20 protein-coding genes are annotated in these 17620 nt (G+C 37.1%); 2 read left to right on the top strand and 18 right to left on the bottom strand.

From position 1 onward, the window contains the following. Positions 1 to 54: 54 nt before the first annotated feature. Positions 55 to 417, top strand: a complete 363-nt coding sequence (locus tag ASU31_RS10350; RefSeq protein ID WP_057932235.1) for a hypothetical protein — start codon at positions 55 to 57, stop codon at positions 415 to 417. Positions 418 to 888: 471 nt separating this feature from the next. Here ASU31_RS10350 and ASU31_RS10345 read toward each other — a convergent pair whose 3' ends face one another. From ASU31_RS10345 to ASU31_RS10290, 12 genes are all read right to left on the bottom strand, one after another. Continuing rightward, on the bottom strand, positions 889 to 1494 hold the full coding sequence (locus tag ASU31_RS10345; RefSeq protein WP_057932234.1) for a hypothetical protein: 606 nt from the start codon (positions 1492 to 1494) through the stop codon (positions 889 to 891). A 284-nt stretch (positions 1495 to 1778) separates the two neighbouring features. Then, positions 1779 to 2522 (bottom strand): DUF2625 domain-containing protein, encoded by a 744-nt coding sequence (locus ASU31_RS10340; RefSeq protein WP_209434980.1) that lies wholly within the window; start codon positions 2520 to 2522, stop codon positions 1779 to 1781. Between the two features lie 214 nt (positions 2523 to 2736). After that, entirely contained in the window at positions 2737 to 3087 is a 351-nt protein-coding gene (locus ASU31_RS10335) for a VOC family protein (RefSeq protein ID WP_057932233.1), read from the bottom strand. Positions 3088 to 3137: 50 nt separating this feature from the next. Continuing rightward, complete coding sequence (locus ASU31_RS10330; RefSeq protein ID WP_057932232.1) at positions 3138 to 3581, bottom strand: hypothetical protein; 444 nt, start codon at positions 3579 to 3581, stop codon at positions 3138 to 3140. Positions 3582 to 3640: 59 nt separating this feature from the next. Further along, entirely contained in the window at positions 3641 to 3940 is a 300-nt protein-coding gene (locus ASU31_RS10325) for a hypothetical protein (RefSeq protein ID WP_057932231.1), read from the bottom strand. After that, positions 3927 to 4349, bottom strand: coding sequence for a hypothetical protein (locus tag ASU31_RS10320; RefSeq protein ID WP_057932230.1), 423 nt, complete (start codon positions 4347 to 4349; stop codon positions 3927 to 3929). Before ASU31_RS10320 ends, ASU31_RS10325 begins: the two co-directional genes overlap by 14 nt. Further along, complete coding sequence (locus ASU31_RS10315; RefSeq protein ID WP_057932229.1) at positions 4340 to 7057, bottom strand: DEAD/DEAH box helicase family protein; 2718 nt, start codon at positions 7055 to 7057, stop codon at positions 4340 to 4342. The genes ASU31_RS10320 and ASU31_RS10315 overlap by 10 nt, the downstream gene beginning before the upstream one ends. Before the next feature lie 144 nt (positions 7058 to 7201). Continuing rightward, positions 7202 to 7588, bottom strand: coding sequence for a hypothetical protein (locus ASU31_RS10310; RefSeq protein ID WP_057932228.1), 387 nt, complete (start codon positions 7586 to 7588; stop codon positions 7202 to 7204). Positions 7589 to 7664: 76 nt separating this feature from the next. After that, on the bottom strand, positions 7665 to 8639 hold the full coding sequence (locus ASU31_RS10305) for a hypothetical protein (RefSeq protein WP_057932227.1): 975 nt from the start codon (positions 8637 to 8639) through the stop codon (positions 7665 to 7667). Positions 8640 to 8830: 191 nt separating this feature from the next. Continuing rightward, positions 8831 to 9445, bottom strand: coding sequence for a hypothetical protein (locus tag ASU31_RS10300; RefSeq protein WP_057932226.1), 615 nt, complete (start codon positions 9443 to 9445; stop codon positions 8831 to 8833). 125 nt (positions 9446 to 9570) lie between these two features. Then, complete coding sequence (locus ASU31_RS10295) at positions 9571 to 10344, bottom strand: hypothetical protein (RefSeq protein WP_157257961.1); 774 nt, start codon at positions 10342 to 10344, stop codon at positions 9571 to 9573. Positions 10345 to 10582: 238 nt separating this feature from the next. After that, the gene (locus ASU31_RS10290; RefSeq protein WP_057932224.1) at positions 10583 to 11248 is read right to left on the bottom strand and encodes a hypothetical protein; all 666 of its coding nucleotides are present in this window, start codon (positions 11246 to 11248) and stop codon (positions 10583 to 10585) included. Between the two features lie 547 nt (positions 11249 to 11795). On the opposite strand from ASU31_RS10290, the gene ASU31_RS10285 reads away from it, so the two are divergent. Then, the gene (locus ASU31_RS10285; RefSeq protein ID WP_057932223.1) at positions 11796 to 12374 is read left to right on the top strand and encodes a dihydrofolate reductase family protein; all 579 of its coding nucleotides are present in this window, start codon (positions 11796 to 11798) and stop codon (positions 12372 to 12374) included. A 335-nt stretch (positions 12375 to 12709) separates the two neighbouring features. Here ASU31_RS10285 and ASU31_RS10280 read toward each other — a convergent pair whose 3' ends face one another. The 6 genes from ASU31_RS10280 to ASU31_RS10255 all read right to left on the bottom strand — a co-directional run bounded on the left by ASU31_RS10280 (position 12710) and on the right by ASU31_RS10255 (position 17608). Then, the gene (locus ASU31_RS10280; RefSeq protein ID WP_157257960.1) at positions 12710 to 12901 is read right to left on the bottom strand and encodes a hypothetical protein; all 192 of its coding nucleotides are present in this window, start codon (positions 12899 to 12901) and stop codon (positions 12710 to 12712) included. 390 nt (positions 12902 to 13291) lie between these two features. After that, complete coding sequence (locus tag ASU31_RS10275; RefSeq protein ID WP_057932221.1) at positions 13292 to 14368, bottom strand: FISUMP domain-containing protein; 1077 nt, start codon at positions 14366 to 14368, stop codon at positions 13292 to 13294. Positions 14369 to 14534: 166 nt separating this feature from the next. Beyond that, complete coding sequence (locus ASU31_RS27835; RefSeq protein WP_057932220.1) at positions 14535 to 15164, bottom strand: hypothetical protein; 630 nt, start codon at positions 15162 to 15164, stop codon at positions 14535 to 14537. Between the two features lie 71 nt (positions 15165 to 15235). Further along, the gene (locus ASU31_RS10265) at positions 15236 to 15793 is read right to left on the bottom strand and encodes a DUF2199 domain-containing protein (protein WP_057932219.1); all 558 of its coding nucleotides are present in this window, start codon (positions 15791 to 15793) and stop codon (positions 15236 to 15238) included. Positions 15794 to 16330: 537 nt separating this feature from the next. Then, positions 16331 to 16957 (bottom strand): class I SAM-dependent methyltransferase, encoded by a 627-nt coding sequence (locus ASU31_RS10260; RefSeq protein ID WP_057932218.1) that lies wholly within the window; start codon positions 16955 to 16957, stop codon positions 16331 to 16333. A gap of 189 nt (positions 16958 to 17146) precedes the next feature. Then, complete coding sequence (locus tag ASU31_RS10255) at positions 17147 to 17608, bottom strand: MarR family winged helix-turn-helix transcriptional regulator (protein WP_057932217.1); 462 nt, start codon at positions 17606 to 17608, stop codon at positions 17147 to 17149. Positions 17609 to 17620: the final 12 nt, after the last annotated feature.

Genomic DNA, 17620 nt, shown 5'->3' with positions numbered 1-17620 from the left:
GTCCTTCGACAAGCTCAGGATGACAATTTTTAACAATTACAATTTAATAGTAACATGAAAAATATAATATACAGTATCGCAATTTTATTTGCCGCTTTAGCTTACGGATGCCATAATAGTGGCGGTTATTTATCAATAAATGCTACGGATAATGATACTAGTTTCAAATTTGAAGCAAAGTATGCCGAAGATAAAACAGGCAAGCTGGAAAAATACCTGGATAGCGCCTTGAATAATGAACTGCCATTGGATCAGAATATCGATCTGTTTGTGAATTTAAATGGCAGCGATAAGTTTAACCTTAAAGCCAAAAAGGGCTGGTTAGTGATCGACTTTGATAAACGGAACAGCTCATTGGCAGGCTATATGAAAGTGAAAAAACTTACTGAAGGCATTAAGCAGAAGTTAATGGAATAATCGAGTTTTAACCGCAAAGATCAAGAGAGAAGGCGCAGAGGGCTCAAAGTTGGGTGGTCTTGGACTACGCTAAGACTGATAATTTATAAAGAAAAATCAGTGTGATCTGCGGGAAACTTATCGTTAATTTTCTCCCTCAGATTTAAGATGATTAGCGCAGAAGCTAATGCGAACGTTATTCCTGAGTAGGAGAGAATCACGTGGTGTTCAGTGAGGCTAATCTTAATGTTTCCGTGCTTTCTGTGTTTCCGTGGCTGTTTTAATCACAACGTACACGAAAAGAAGGCACAGAGGACACAGAGTTGACTGATCTTCGACTACGCTCAGTCTGACAATTTACAAAGAAAAATCAGCGTATATCAGTTTGATCTCCGGGAGAACCCTTTCGTAATTTTCTCCCGCAGATTTAACGTAATTTGCGTTGAGTGAGATTTAAGGTCACAAAATCATATTAGTTTTTTATAATCACATTTATTTGTCCTTGCAGGTTTTTAAGTATTTAGTGTACTCATTCATAAAGCTGTTGCGCTGCTTTTTATAGTCATCCAAGTTTTCAAAATTTCTGTATTCAGCTTTCATATTGTTAAAGTAGAAGTAAACCGTTACACCGTTTCCTGGAAACATAATAAATGTTCCTAAGGTGCTGCCTGTTTCTATCGTTGCTCTACTAAGTCCGTAAACTTTAAAGCCATTAAACTCAAGTTCGATCAAATCTTTAGTTTCCATACCCGTTGTATGTGAGTTTAAAAATTTCAGATTATCAATCAGGTTCTTTTTGTCTTGGTTATATGCTTTTTGTTCGGAAAGTTCAACTTTCAAGTTTACGAATGGAGCGTTCTTTTTGTTGTTGTACAAAACTCTATAACCGTCTAATCTGGTTACTTGAACTTGTCCGGCAGCCGTTGGTACAATCCTTACCTTTTCTGGACTTTCTGGCAATCTGTCTGCACTGGCAGCAGTAAGGTTCGTTGCCGTTTTAAATGAAATATAACATGGTGTAATTTCATTTGTACTGGTAAAGCTTATTAAAAATGTTGCTAATAGAATGGCTGGAAACAAAGTCAATTTTGATTTCATGTTTTTAAGATCTCGTATAATTTGGTGGCAACAAGATAAAGAATTTTTAAACTTTAGTGCAACTAGGACAAGAAGGGATGGCGCTACTGGCTTCGGTCTTGTATAAAGGACATTGTGAACTTATGCTTTCCGAAATTTAGATAGATTCATTTGAGACTTTTAAAGCACAAGTCTGGCCTTGCTTGGGTCGGGGCGCTAAGACTTGCGCTAGAATGGGATCTGCGGGAAAATTGTCGTTAATTTTCTCCCGCAGATTTAAGATGATTAGCGCAGAAGCAAAAGCTTTATTTATCGAGTCCTAGCTGTTTACGTGTGTCGAGATTTAAATTGTACTGTTCTTCAATTGATATTATCTTTCTCGTGTTTTTGTTTATGTTTTTGCCTTCTTTTGACCAGAGGTATGGATAAAAACTATATACTTTATCTCCCTGTAATTTTGAAACTTCATCTTTCCATTTTGTCCACCTTTTGCCTTTATAAAATTTGTCTAAATCGTTGTTGAAACAAAACTGTAAGAAATCCGAATAAGTAAGATCAAGTGGCTCGTAAGTTAAATTATCTGGAGAAAAATAGTATATTTTTCCCAGGTCTTTACCGAGGCCACCACCATTTAAAAGGTAAAAACCACCAATTGCATCATCTGCAACTAATAGGAAGGGCGATGCGTCCCCAAATTTCTCTATTGATTTTCCTTTGTTCCAATCAGGTAGTGTACGGTTTAGTTTTGGATTGCCCGAACCAAGAATTCTGATCCAGCCATCATCAACCAAAATTCCACCAGTCATATAAACTACCGAACCCATTGGCGAACGTGTGGTTACCTGTGTCTTAAACAAGGCATCTTTTGCTTTTGCAGTATCAACTGTTAAAATTTCGACTTTGTTTTTTGCAGATTCAATCCAATCTTTTACCATAGGCCAGCCCGGATTGGTGGTATTGATGAGTTCATTAACGGGTTGCATTTTGTTCTGTGCTTTAACTGTTAAAGTAGTTAGGGCAACTATAGCAATTAGTATGTGTTTGATCATAATTTATATTTAAACCTCTTTTAGTCATTTCCTTCAACCAAACAGTTTATCCAATAAATACCCATTTGTCCTCTGTTATCCATTGTTCCTTTGGGTAACATTTTTTTGGATAAGCTAAAACGGTAGCATCAACTTCTTTGACAAATGTTGTTAAAGCAATAAGGTTGTTTTCTGAAAAGGGGAGTATGTTAAACTTTTCTTTAAACAAGACCTATTAACTGTTTTTATATAGTTCAATTTTTCTTCCATCGGGGTCAATTATAATGGCTATAAAACCAAATTCTGTTTGGGTTGGTTCTTGTGAAAAATCAACTTGTAATGTTTTTAACGTTATCATCACCTGATCAAAATTTTCTATACCAAAACCTAACCTTAAGTTCCTGTCTGCTTCAATTTGGTTTTTCGCCAATGGATAAATTTCAAGAACAGTTACCCCAATTGTAGCCGAATAATGATACGGTGAATTGTCATGTTTGTGATATTGAAATTGAATTCCAAGTAAACTGTAAAAATCGGCTAGAAGTTTTGTGTCTACAGTTCGTAAAACCAGTAATCGAATATCCATATTTATTTTTTATTGAAGCTAAAAACAAAAGTGCTTTATATACAATCTATTCAAAGCGTTGTATTTTCCTTAATGAATTGGATATTTGGTCTTTCTGAGGTAATCCAAATTTCAAATTCGTAAGGTTTATGGTCTATCTCAAGGATTAATTTTCTTTGATTGGAGTTTAATTTTACATCGCTCCCAATTTCTTTAATTTTTCCTTCACATAGTAAAGTATAAATTTCCGCCCGGCCATTCTTTATCGCATATGGGAAATACCGGTCTTTTAAGTCAGGATTAAAAGATGCAACATTACTTTTTACATTGTCAATTGAGATTATTGCAAAACAATGATTTTGGGACACCTTTACAGATTTTAGGGTGCCTGTAAATTCAATGTTGTTCTTTAATAGCTTGTCATCTTCAGTTTTTCGGCTTCTACCCGTTTTATACCAGATAAAAATAAGTAATAGCCAAATGATAAAGGCAAAAACAATTTTTGGGGGTTTCATGGGGTGCTTATATATTAATTTAATCTGGGTAAATCGGAGCAGGCTGCGTGTTTAATATATCAGTAAATCACAAAAAAATCATCTATCAGTGTCCCATCCAATGCGAAAACCAATCTGTAATAACCTATTATATTTCCATCTTGATCGATTTGGCTTTTGAAAGCAATCGCATCTCCATTAAGCAGCTCGAAATCGAGGTTTCTGGTCTCTATTGAAATATTCTTATGGCGAATGTCTAAATCTTCACAAGTATTTTGCTCCAATAATGATCTGAAAGATTTGATGAAAGTATCGGATATATTGTTTGTTTCTATAAAATCTTTTATTTGAAAGTTGGCCATCATATTATTTCTTTGCATTCCCCATCAATCGTTTTATTGCTAACCCACTAAACTTTATATGTATATCTACTGATGCATTTATAAAACTTAAAACATACATGTCTTCAGATTTGCTGTCTCTTTCTAGTTTTACTTCGTCTATATCAAATTCAAATGCCCTTTCATCTTCGTGGAGGAAATCGATTTGATAGCTGGTAACATGTGTTAATATTAGCTCGTAGATATTTTCACTTAATTTATGTTCGTCGCTTCTGGGTTCTATTAACATTACTTTTAATTCAACCTTACTCTCCATCCCTTCATTTTTAATGGATGTATCAATTGTAGAATAATGTTTAATTGTTTCAATCGCAATAAGATTTAGCAAAAATGCAGGGTTTAATATTGCTTCAATTTCGGTCATTGTTTTTTCTTGATTTATCTCCATTTATTTACATGCTCTACTTTACTCTGAAACTGTGCTGCCAATGATTTTATTCTTGATTGTAAGATCAATTTTCTGCCTTCTATACTACGGGTAAATATTAAATCACAAGCACCTACACCTAATTCCCACTGATGTTTAAAGTGTTCGGCCAGGTTTTTATTTCTTCCAATAAGCTCTGGTACGGCATGATAATCTTTCTGCTTTACAAACAGCATAAATTTGTTTTTTCTGATAATTACGTAACGTGGATTATCAATAGGTGCAATTACTTCTTGTAGTGCATTAATAAAAGTCGATTTTTCGAAAGTGGTTCCACCTTCTAAATGGCAAAAAACGGCTCCATATTGGTCTATCTCACTTTGTACATAAATTTGTGAGGTATCGGTTTGGATTACTCCTGCCTTAACCAATGCACTCAGAAGTGCTTGTCCAATTTGGTGAATATCTTTTGAAATGTCTCGGTATTTAATATAAAGTGTTAGGGTTTTGCATGTTAACCGGCCGAATATGAGCATCCCTATAGTACCAATAATGCCCAGCAGAATGTACAGATCATGTGCCGATTTGAGATGCCTGCCCCCTCTAAGAAGGAATTCCAGACTTTGCAGTCCGAACCCAGCCAAACCCGAGCCCAAAGTAGCCAAAAGATTGGCAATTGTTTTATTCAGGTACATGGCTTTAACTTCTTGGTATTCTCGTTCTTCCTGAAATGGGATTTTAATTTCTTCGACAAGATTTACGCCCACTTCGAGCGCAGACTTCCAACGTTGTTTTAAATTTTCTCTATCGGCAGCATAGGCAAACATTTCTATATTCTTTTTCTCTGCTTCTGCTACCTGGCTAATGTTTTCGGGTAAATTTAATCTGTTCACCCCATTTTCGATACCCGGCTCCTGTTTAAAGGAAACGCCAACGAAACTTTTAAAGCGCCTTTTTAAGAGATCGAAGTCATCTCCTCCTGTTTTGGCTGTGGGATCGATTGTAACCAGATGCCAGATATTTCCGGTCTTATCCGTATTTCCATTTTGTGTTCTGATGGCTCTGCCGCGCATCTGATTGGAAGAAACAAAAGAACCAACAAAGCTCGCTAATATTAATGAATTGATGGCTGGAGCATCCCATCCTTCACCGAGTAAAGATTTTGTTCCGATTAATACTTCAATTTCTCCTTCCTCAAAAATTTCGGTTACGAGGTGGATCAGATCATTTTTAACCTGTTCTGTTTGCTCGATGATGATATAATCATGATCGAAAGGAACAGGAGATAGGCTGATTTTGGTAATACCCTGTTTAACTGCTTTTGCCTCGAATGCGTTACATGCGGTTTTTGGTATAATTACTATCGAACCGGTTAGCACACCTATTTTTTTATTGGTTGCGTTTTCTCGTCTTAGTTTTTCAAAGATCGGGATCACGCCCATTTTAGTTAATCCGAGTTGATTTTCACTTGTATTAATATAGAATTCCTTGCGGATATAATCAGATAGGATAACCATTCTTAAATTATGGGCTAAGTGCTTAAACTCAAAATCTACAATGCTGCTAATTCCATTGAGTTTGCTTACGCTCGAAGTTAAAAAGTTTGTAATCCGTTTATTGTTAGCGAAATTGATCTGTCTTTTTTCCATCGCACCGCAATGTCTCAACTTATTCTCAAGTTGTCTACGGTGTTCTTCGAAAGGTTTAAAATGTTCTTTTTCTTGATAAAGGTAAAAATCCAAAAGCTTCTCCATCCAATGGTAATTGAGCTGTGGAATTTTTAGTTTTTCATCTCCAATTACTTCTATATGCAGTTCATGGATTTCTCTATTATTGGCATTCAAGAAAATTAAACATGCAGAATAGCAGGAGAGATTGGTGTATATCCATTCTAGATTTTCGGTTGGGTGTACCCATATCGGATGGTTTTCTATTGCGGTAATAATCGTTTTATCCAGTTTGATTTGATGGAACAGTTGTTCGATATTTTCCCTGAACCTGATGATGTTCTGGTTCTCTTCTGCTGTTGGAAAAGTGAAATGCACATAATCCTGATGTGGGCATAAGTCGCCCTCAATAACCAATTCGGGTACTGATATTTCGGCATCAACCGGGCCATTAAATTCGATATACCGTAACCATTCGGCTGGTGTAACATCGTACGGTGGTGTGGCGGTTAAGCCAACAATGATTGGATCGAGTTTTTCTTTTACCTTGGTTAAGGTTTGCCACCACTCATTTTTTAAGTGATGGGCTTCATCCACTACAATCGTGTTAATGTTCTGCGATTTTAATCCGTTTACTATATTATCGAGATTAGGATTGGATGATTTTATCGTTTCTTCCTCATCGTCTTCTTCATCAATTTCTTCTTCCTGCACACGCAAATTATTACAGGCTGCATGGAGCCCCTGGAAAGTAACCACAGTCATAAATTTTGGGTTTCTGATATCTTTCGAAATCCAATCGGGTATAACTTCAACCTGAAGGAAAAGATTACAAAAACGCTGTATCCATTGGTTACGGATGGCAATGGTTGGCGCGAGGATCAAAGTCGGCTTGTTTAGGCGAATGGCCACTTCTAAACCTAAAACTGTTTTCCCCGATCCCGGTGGCGCGATAATATGTAAATGTCGGTTTGCGATGTAATCATCTAAATGATCAAGCACACGTTGCTGATATTTTCGCCAACTGGATATAAATTTTATTTCTTTAGGATATGCTGTCAAGGGGGCTGTGGCTTTATTAAATTAGTTCGGTTCTTTAAATTTATTTAGATGATTAGGTTTATTTCGTGTAACATCGCAGCATACGTTTTCCTAATTACTGTTGTTGATTTTGACAGAGAAATAGGGACACATCTTAGAGGTGATTTAATTACCCGTATTTTTCAAAACATGCTGCAAATAACTTTGGAAATTGCTGTGCCCATTTTTTTCAGGATGTTCAAGGTCTAGCATTTCTCCATTTCCCATATCGAATATTTGCCAGTTGTAGATTTTAGCAATTCTTATTAACTCAAAAAGTGCGGCCTCACCATAAAGACTAAATACTTTATTGCTTACAGGTTCGGTATCAACAAAATAATTTATAGCGTACCCTTCGCCTTTTATTTCCCTATGATTTTCGCTAGCGATAATATTGGTAAAGTGCTTTTCTAAAATAATGTTAAAATCTATTGCTACAAGTAACTCTTCGTCTACTTCTTCAACAGCATTTATTTTTTGCTTGGAGCTAAATATTACAATGTCCCAACTCATTGTGAATATTAGTGAAAAATGTTAAGGTCTGTATTAAGTTCATGATTTTTATTTATCCTTTCGTGTATTCCAATTTTTATTGCCCAATAATTTCAATACGATCTCCGTTCGTTATTGCCAATTGTTTCGTCTGTTGGTTAAAAGCCACTTTCGGAAGTTCTTCAATATTGCGAATGATTGATGAATTCTGTAAACCACTTGATAAACTCTTGTCTTCGTCAACTACCTCACCTGTTTTGAGGCTTATAATTTTCGGGAAACCATATATATCCCAGGCATACAGATCATTAATGGCAAAAAGATTTCCAAATTCAATATTCATTTTAAAAGGTTTAGAAATTTGATTTAAGCTGATGTCCCAGATTGCAATATGCTTTGATGGAAGATTTTCCAATAGTTCATCATTAATTGCTTCCTCATCAGAAGAACCCAATAACACTTTGTGATCGTCAATAAAACTTGCGGTAGCGATTTCTACCCCAACGTTTGGATAAATTTCAGATTCATCGAGTAATTTGGGCGTTTGAATACATTTTTCAATGTCGTATACTTTGATAGCGTCCCAAGGATGCCAAAACCAACCCTTACTCATCAGGTATTTGCCGTTAGGGCTTACTTCGAGCCTAGAATGAAAAAAATCACTGGGATTTCGTCCCTCACTATTGGTAATAATTTGTCCGGTTTCGACCTCTTCAAAATCAAGCCTGCAATATTCGGATGGACAGTGGATTAAAAATGTTTTACTGTTTAAGGTTACGAATGCTGCAGGGTATTCATAAACATCTGCGCAATAATATGAACGGTTTATTTCTCTTAAAAGCGCTCCGTTTTTAAGTAGGAGCCCCTTTGTGCCAAGTTTTTGAAAAATAAATGCATATTGTCCATCGGCCGATGTAATGGCGCTATCGCCAAAATTAAAACTATTTTCGCCCAATTGATCTGTTTTCCCATCAAGCGTATACTGCTTGCCAGCAGCGGCCCAGTCTATAATTGAATTGTTAAACCAACAAATGGTTTTTAAATAATTAGCTGGTATAGTTTGTCGTTTCATTATGACTTTTTGGTGTTTTCGGAATTAATCGGCACAGGTTTAGATTGACTGTAAGATAATGCTGCGGTAAGATTAAAAATGATGAGGAGCGTTAGAGATGATTTCACGATTTACTGGGGCTTATGAAAGATTAACTAATGTAAGTGATCCTCGACAAAGATAGATTTATGAGGCTTGATTGGGCTCTACTGCTATTGAATTTTTAACCTACCTGTTTTGAAAATTTTTAATACGGTTTTTTGTTGCACTGTCGTCAGGTTACTGGTAAACATTGATAGTGCTACAGTACCATCTGTTTTTGCCAGGTAAATTCCAGTAATTCCATTTTTCGTGTCTCTGGAGAATACTATCTTTCTGTATACATTTTGGATGGTATCAATGCTAAAATTTTGGTTTTTGATATCATCTGGAATCGATATCGGGTATTCAAATTTGCTGCTTTCGTATATACATTCGGCAACAAAATCATATTTTTTATTTTTTGAATTATCTTTCGCCGTTGCGGGCCGGATATTGATAATTTCGACATTTGGCATGTTTCTGTCATCATAATTGACGCCATCTTTCATAAATTGAAATGCAATGAGACCTCGCCAATCCCCCTCTTTTAAATATTCATCAACGGTTTGTTCAAAGTCATTTGAGTAAAACCCAAAATCAAATTCAAAGGTGATATCATTTCCTTTAATTCTTCCAACATAGGAGTCAATCCCTTGATCTTTAATTAATTTAAAGTCCTGAGGAAAGTCAAAAAGGTAGTCACCAACTTCAATTGTTTCCCATTTGACTTCAGGCTTCTTAGCCATCTGTTTACAACTAAAGAAGAGGAATAATATCGAAATGCTTAGTAGTGTTTTCATTTGTCAATAGATCACATGAATGATAGATAGTGATACCTGCTATTTTTTAAGTTTTTTTGGCCACTGGTTAATTAAAATTGGATTGGTAATTCGAAATCAATTGTTTTTGCCCCGTTTTCAATCTCCCTACCCTTTAGGCTCATGTAGGTTTTTCCACTCTTTTCGAGTTTACCTATCGTGAATTTATATTGCCTCATTTTTAAACTATTTAAATCTTTCAATGCATTGGCATCTAAATCATTTGGTTCTTCTAAAATCCAGCTATAGCCCATCCACTTGCTTTTTAGCACATTTTTATCGCTTGTTATATTTAGCTTATCCGCAAAAGGAATTTTGATCTGCCCAAATGATACCATATTATTTTTAAGGTCAATAGTCAACGAATCTAGCTTTGAAAGCTTGTTCTGAGATTTAAAATAAATTACATCATTTTTGATTTGAACAGAGATGTTTTCTGTACCTGTTGAAACCATTTCTATATTGTTCATAAAACCCAGGAGTTCCGTATATTCTTCTTTTGTTAAGCCCAATTTAACATGATAAGGCATTTTTTCACCAGGGGGTACGGCTTTCATATAATCTACAAACCATTCATAATTTTGTGCTATTGAAGATTGAAGCTTTTTTGTCAACTCCATTTGTCTTGGGTTTTGCCGTACGCTATCTATAATATCTGCCTGAACCGTTCCGCTTGGCAATAGGCTGATAAGATCGTTTTTTATATCACCTGTTAGTTTTTGATCAGAACTGGTTGTTTGTGCTTGCGTGCAACTGCAAAAAAACACCATGAATAAAATGAGGTAAGATGTGTGGCGTTTATAAGAGTTCGGCTTAAAAGTGAGCATATTGGTTAATTTAGTGATCACAAGATAGAAGATTCTAGAATAAAAATAAAAGCTTTCGTATATTTTCTAACTTCATGCGAGCTTAGAAAATAGGTGAATCTACAATCACGAAACTTAGCTAGTTAAGGCTTTTTAGAGAGATTGATGTATTGATTTAACGAAAAGCTCAAGTCAGGCCTTGCATAGGCCTTGGAGCAAAGACTTGCACTAGACGGATAGTCATCCAAACTCCTTTGTTTTATTCATCGTGCTCATTGCCCCAAATTAAAAGTCCGCCAATATTTTCAATGTTTAATTTTTCGAAATCGTTTATTTTGTCAAGGCGTTTTTCAAAAAATTGAAGTGCTTTTTTAACTTTTTCAACTGCTTTTTTGAGTTCATGTCGGTCAATTGATAGCGTAATTTCTGGTGGTGTAGGTTGAAAGGGTTCATCAAATTCTTCAACCGAAAAATCAAATACAATATTTTTACCTTCAAATTTAATTTGTGGGGCAGGGTGCCCTTCGTGATAAGTATTTTGTAGCGTTGAAAGTCTATCCCAATACATGATGTCACCCAGGCCCCCGCAACATTGAGGAAAATATTTGTCTTGTCCATCAATATTCAAAACATAACCGCCAAAAAATGTTGCAGCCTGTTGTCGTTCATATTTTCCGTCTCTCATTTCTTGCGTATGGTCAATGATGAGTTTGGTTAAATTGTTATCGGTAATTTCTGAGAGTGGATAGAATGGAAAACCTTTTAAATAAGGTGTCAGTTTATCTTTAAAGCCCGCTTTTCGAAAGCATTCCTGATGATAAACGTTCCAGATTTCAGGATGTTCCCAATAGGGAAATTTGTCTGGTGCAGTTAGCTCCTGATTGTTATATCCGATTTCAATTACTGGTATCAAATCTATGAGCATGCTTGGTAATTTAGTTGACACAAGTTAGGAGTTTTAGTTTACAGTTTTAAATTGACAGTTTACGGTCGACTTTATCCATGCCAGTATTTATCAATCGAAACGGTAAGGCCATATGAATATAACAATCGCTATTCAACCTTGCCAAAAGCTACAAGCCCTCCTTCATAAACCCGACATCAGCGGAAATCCTTTTTGTTGCCCCTTCGATAGGTTCAGAATAACAGTAACAAAAAGATTGTAGCGAATGGCGGGGCTGCGTTGCCCGAAAAGCACAGAGCCCTTCATTTCCAAATCCTTTACCATTTCCAATTGGCTTTCTGTTAAACAACTAAGCACTTAACCATATAAGAAATATAAGGCCATATAAGTTATAACACTCTAATAATGATCGTGTAAGCGGTGAAATGAAAGATGTAATATACTCCGGTAATCATCTTACGTCCCAATGCAAATGGTCATAAAAACGCCGTTATATTGTCATGATTGCCCCTTATACGCGTAACTCTTCCGTTGTAACTTTATCATCATTAAATCAATAGAAAATAACATGAGAAAGATCAAAATAATGGAACACATCTCGCTTGATGGCGTGATGCAGCACGAAAACAGCGAGGATTTTACAAATGGCGGATGGACAACACCTTACCGGAGTGCGGAAGGCCTGGCCGCAGTACTGGAAGCTCAGGGCACTCACATCGACCTGCTGCTTGGCCGCAAAACCTACGATAGCTGGACCCAATACTGGCCAAAGGCAGGCGATAATCCGATGGCGAACAGTTTGAATAATGGCAAAAAATATGTGGCTACCCACAGAGCAGAAAGCCTCGATTGGGGGCCGGTTGAAGATTTAGGTACTGACATCGTAACGCGTATTCGTGAGCTTAAATCAACAGAGGGCCCTGATCTGATTGTGTATGGAAGTTCAACGGTGGTTGCTGTGCTATTGGAACAGGGACTGGTTGACGAGGTTGTACTAATGGTATATCCAGTGTTGTTGGGCAGAGGCAAACGCTTCTTTTCAGACACTGCCGATCCCCGCGAACTGGCTTTTGTAAGTACGAAAACTACGCCCACAGGAGTGCAGGTGAACACTTATCGGTATGTTGGAGAACTGGGTAAGGGTTAGTTTGGAGTCGGAGGTAAGGGGGTGAAGGTCCGAAGTCTGCATTTCTAAAGAGAAAACTAGGAGAAGATCGGTTTGGAGTTGAAGGTTTTTGGAGCGCAGCGGCTGTGATCCTTAGGTTGGCTTCGGTCCTGCTGTCCGTTTCACTTCCATCAGGGCTATTAACAATGGATTGTGCCTCGAAAACGCAGTAAATGGAGGAAATAATCTGTTGGCATATTAATCCGCAGTCAGGAGGTTTGGGGCCCGAAACCTAACATTAAAAGATTGGATTTGGTAAATCATTAAAAAAACGCCCATACTTTTCGGCATGAGCGCTAGCTGTTTGTTTATTGTCTTTAATGTTTAACATCGGCTGGAGCATTGGTGGTCGAATCTGCTGTTGAATCGGTGTTTGTGCTGTCGATCAACTTGCTCGTATCGGTGTATTTGTGCATACTGTCGGCATTTTCCTGATCGGCTTTTTTACCACTACACGCTGACAACGCTAAACCAAAGGCAGCTACCAAGATTATTATTTTTGTTTTCATATCAAATGTTATTGGTGTACTTATATAATCCCTTTTAAAGGCAATTGTTTTGATAATTGTTAAAGAAAGGTTTTGGTAGGCCATTATGATTAGTCCGGAGTCTGAAGACTAGGCTTATTGATAAATCAACGCGTCATTGCGAACGGAAATGCAGGGATTTTGAAATGAGGTGAAGCAATCCAATCATTAAAAATAAGCGATTTAAGCCCTAGGTTAGATATCAGCTTATATCCCCTTCAATTCCTTATATGGTCAAATACCGATGTAAGTGGTGTTTAGTTTGTTATGCCCCTTAAAAAAAATCAACCGGAAATCTTGATTATTCCCGGTTGAGTGAGCGATTTCAAACCTTTAGGTTTCGAAACATGAACATTATTGTGATATGGCGAATTAATCTTTTACTAACCTTACCGCGGCACCCGTGGTTTTACTATAATCGGTTACACGCGGTTCGCTGTATTTGTTAAAGTCAAGGTAATAGGCAAAGCTGTCGCCGCTTGATTTGGTACTGCTCGACCACCAGTAGCTTAGCCATACTCCGTACTTAAAAGACTGACCACCTCCATATTCATCTCCACCTGCACTACCATTGGTCAATAAATTGAGACCCGATGAGTTATCGCCATTGCCATGTGCAAATTTGTACGAATCTTTTACGTCCCAGCCGGTAGTACCACGCATTTTTTTACCGGCTAGCTTTTCACCACCTAAAGTCGCAATAAGGGTTAAAAATTCATTGCTGCTCGGCACATGCCAACCGGCGGGCGCTAAGCCGCGACGATCGGTAACCGCGTAAAAGTTATACAGCTTACCGTATTTCTTTTCATTACTGCTGTCGAAATTAAGGTAACAATAAGCCGGAATTTTTTCTCTACTCACTTTTTCCCATTCTTTTTGGTTGGCTGCGTAATAAATCTGATCGCCGTTTCTATAGGTGCTCACGTTTAAATTGGTGCTTGTCCACACCTGGTTGCCAATTTTTACCGGACCTGTGATTTCAGGCGAGGCATTGTATATTTCTTTTAACGGCGCCGCCTGTGCTACATTACAGCTCCAAACAAAGTTGGTAGGTTGTATACCGCCGCTTCTTTTTAAACATTCTTTCGTAGCTATTGCATCGGCCTCTTCTTTGGTTTTTGCTATGCCCCAGCCAAATGCGGTACCAACATTGCCGTTTATGGTGCGGTAGGCTGCACAGCCTGTACCCGAATAGGTGAGCACAATGCTACAAGATCCACCCCGTTTGTTGCATTCGTCAACCGCTTTCTTCTCGGCTTCTGCCAGGTTTGGCTGATCGAACGAAAAACCATAATAAAAACCATTGGATCGGTCTATAGCTAAAGCGCCGTATTTGGTTTTAACGGGAACTGCCGTTTTGGTTGCTGATTTTTTTACCTGCGCAATTAAATTTGATGTGGTAACCAATTGCACAAGTACTGCCATTAATAGTAGTTTGTTTATTTTCATGCCTTTATTGTTTGTTATTGGCAAATTTCCCAATCAGGCTACTTAGCAACAATACCATTTATTGGGTATATTTTTATAAGGGTTTGAAAAGTTAGGAAACGGAGATCCGAGGTTTAGGGTTACAAAACAAAACCGTCATCATCTCAGAACCGGAGTTGGATATGGGTTAATCACGGTTTTTATTTAACCTTTCAAAAAGTTGTTTGAACTTATTCATGCTTGTATCGATGTTAGGTTTTGTACTCAAATCATTCCCCTCATAATCAAATTTATAGACCCTGTTCTCAAAGTCTTTGGCCAAAATAAAATGCTCACATAGTTCAAAATTTTGCTCGCCAGTAATTGTTGTGAAAATATCTGCACCACCTTGTTGCCAAAGTATTTTTCCGTCCCTGTCAAGTCGTGAAATTTCGAGTTCACCATGAATAATATATGTGTCCTGATATTTATAAATTTCAAAGCAGGTAGCTTCGTCAGCTTGCGTACGCCACAATAAAGCTAAATTAGGAAGTGATAAACAAAAGATGGTGTCTGAGCAGCAGAGTAAAAGTCTGTCATCTTCTATTATTGCTGATGTTTCGTGAATTGATGTTCCACCACCGATAGCGCCTATAACTGCACTTTTGATTAATACGTTATCTTGAAAAACTTTTATTCCATAAATTGACGTAGAGCGATATTTAGATTCTTCAAAATAAACAAAATCATAATGGTTAACATGATCAACTGACCCCTCAGTAAATGCTTCATCATCGAAAATGTTAATGTGATATTTATTGGTTGTGTGGTTTATCATGTGGTTTTGTCAAATCTTAGATTCGGATGTACGAAATTACGAGGCTGTAGCGGACATTCAATTTTGTGTTATTATGCATGGTGTTGCGCGCTCATTATTTGGTCAACAATTTCTACCGCTTTCTTATAGGTAATGCCATTTTCCTGATCAAATGTCAAACGATGTCCTTCTTCAATCAGTTTAATTTCGGGAATTAGACCAACTTGTTGTTCTACAGCGATTGTTTTTATGTTTAACGTATCCCCATAAGTTGGAACAATTGTTTGTAGCCACCCAAAGTATGGTTCTTGAGTAATTCTATCTGGGGCTTTCCATAATTCCATTCTTTTATTGAAGTTGTCAGGGCTTATTGATGACCACACATTAAATATTAAATTTTCACTATAATCAAGTACTGGGATTGTTATACGACCGCGATGAAAGAAATGTTGTTTATCAACCACACACCAACTTTCGTTAATTTCGATTCGTTCTGCGATTTCATTTGGTGGAACAGAGAAATAATAATCTGGGTAGTCTGAGCCAAAACATAAAGGCAATTCATGATATACCTGGCCACAGCAAGAACAGGTATAGGTATGTTTGTTTTTTGGTTTGTTGAAAAACGAGAATAGTTTCAAAATGGGCATTTGTTAATTGAGTAGCCACAAGGTAAAGATTTAAGCATAAAATAAAAAGTACGGCATTTTATTGATTTAATGAAAGCACAAGTCCGGCTTTGCTTAAGTCAGGCGCGCTAAGACTTGCGCTTGATAGGGAATTACTTTAGTGTAAAGGCGAAGAGAAATAAAGGTAAAATCGTTATCTCTGATTGAGGGTTGAGACGGGGTTGGTTCGGAGTTGGTTCGGACTTCTGACAGAGTTGTTACAATTGTACCCGAACAAAGCCCGAAGTAAATCTGTAGATATTACCTCCTAATTATTAACCTCTTTGAGGCGGAAGTGTTCGTGTACAAGGCAACGTGATGAACGGCTTGTGTATAACCGTATCTACTCGTTAAGATTTTTAGTGAGAATAATGTATTGAAAGCACAAGCCTTACTGGCGCAAGTCTTAGCGTGCAGGGGCTTGGGATGATTGAATGTGCATTTATCACACCCAATTCATTTAGTTTCTTAGCGAGATTAATATAAAGAGCTATTTTACCAATAAAAACAATTAACGCGCTAATGCTTTACAAACTCAATCGTAATAAATGACTTCCCATTCGGTAAAATGTTCTCCTCCCGGTCATTTAGTCTGAAGCCATTATTTGCTGCTTGGCTTATTAAATCATCAGCGTCAACGACTTTAAATAGACCTTCTATCGCATTTAACGATTCGATTCCGGTTTGACTAATGGATTCGATACCGTTGTTGGATTGGATGGTAAATATAAGCTTAGCATCAGCGGCAGTGTTGTTCGAAATAAATTTGAAACATCGGTCTATATCAACATATTCAAGTATTAAAGCACCCCAAACAAGATTTGCTTTGGTAAGTGATTCCTCAGCAGTATTTATATCAAGATTTAGCAGACGTAACTGCTTCAACTTATTTCCAAATCGCTTTTCAGTCTCCGCAATGTATGCTTGATTAATATCGATACCAACTATACTTTTAACTTTATCAGTATTGATGTTCGCTAAGCCATTGCCGCCACTTATGCCTAAAAACAATATGTGCTCTGGATGATGTTTTACAAGATATTTCCGTGTTAAATTATTGAGTAACTGTGCTTGCCCAACAATATCATGTTGCATATGAAGTTCATAGTCTTCTAGCGGGATTTTACACCAAGGGTTCTCAACCATAGTTTTATCAATACTTTGTTTTTAAACAAATATAGGCAACTATTGATATTTGTATTTAGGTAAACTGGCTTAATGCTCGCGTTACTGGCGCAAGTCTTAGCGTGCAGCGCAGTGGGGTGATGACTTGTGCATTTACCGCAAAGACTTGCGCGAGATAGGGATGAGTTTGTCTCATCGTTTACATTGAAATTAAGATCGTTTTCTAACGTCATCTGTAGAAGAATTGATCAGTATCATTTTGATCTCCTGCATGCATGCGGTTAATTGCTTTTGATTGCCTTCTGGTATAACTGAAATCATATCATTAATTTGTTGATTAGATGCGGCATCGAGTTCGTTATAAACTTTTTTGCCTGAGGGTGAGAGTGAAATTAGTATAACTCTTCCATCAGTTTCAGAAGCTTTCCGGGTGATTAGCCCATACTTTTCAAGGTTCCTCATGATCTTGCTTAACTGCCCTTTATCAATTCCAAGCTCAGATATGATCTGTGTTGCCGTAACTTTTTCGCCAGCATGTATTTCATAAAGTATCCGGGCCTCAGTAAGAGAATATTTGCTATTAAGCAACTGATTATTTAAAAGGCCGAGCAATTTTGTGTAGTACCGGTTAAAACTTCTGATTTCGTCAACAATTTTTAATTTATCTCCCATAATAAATTGATT

The sequence above is a fragment of the Pedobacter ginsenosidimutans genome (assembly GCF_001442625.1).
Taxonomy (GTDB): Bacteria; Bacteroidota; Bacteroidia; order Sphingobacteriales; family Sphingobacteriaceae; genus Pedobacter; species Pedobacter ginsenosidimutans.
Note: the sequence above shows the minus strand (reverse complement) of the source record. Positions and strands in the feature narration are given on the sequence as shown.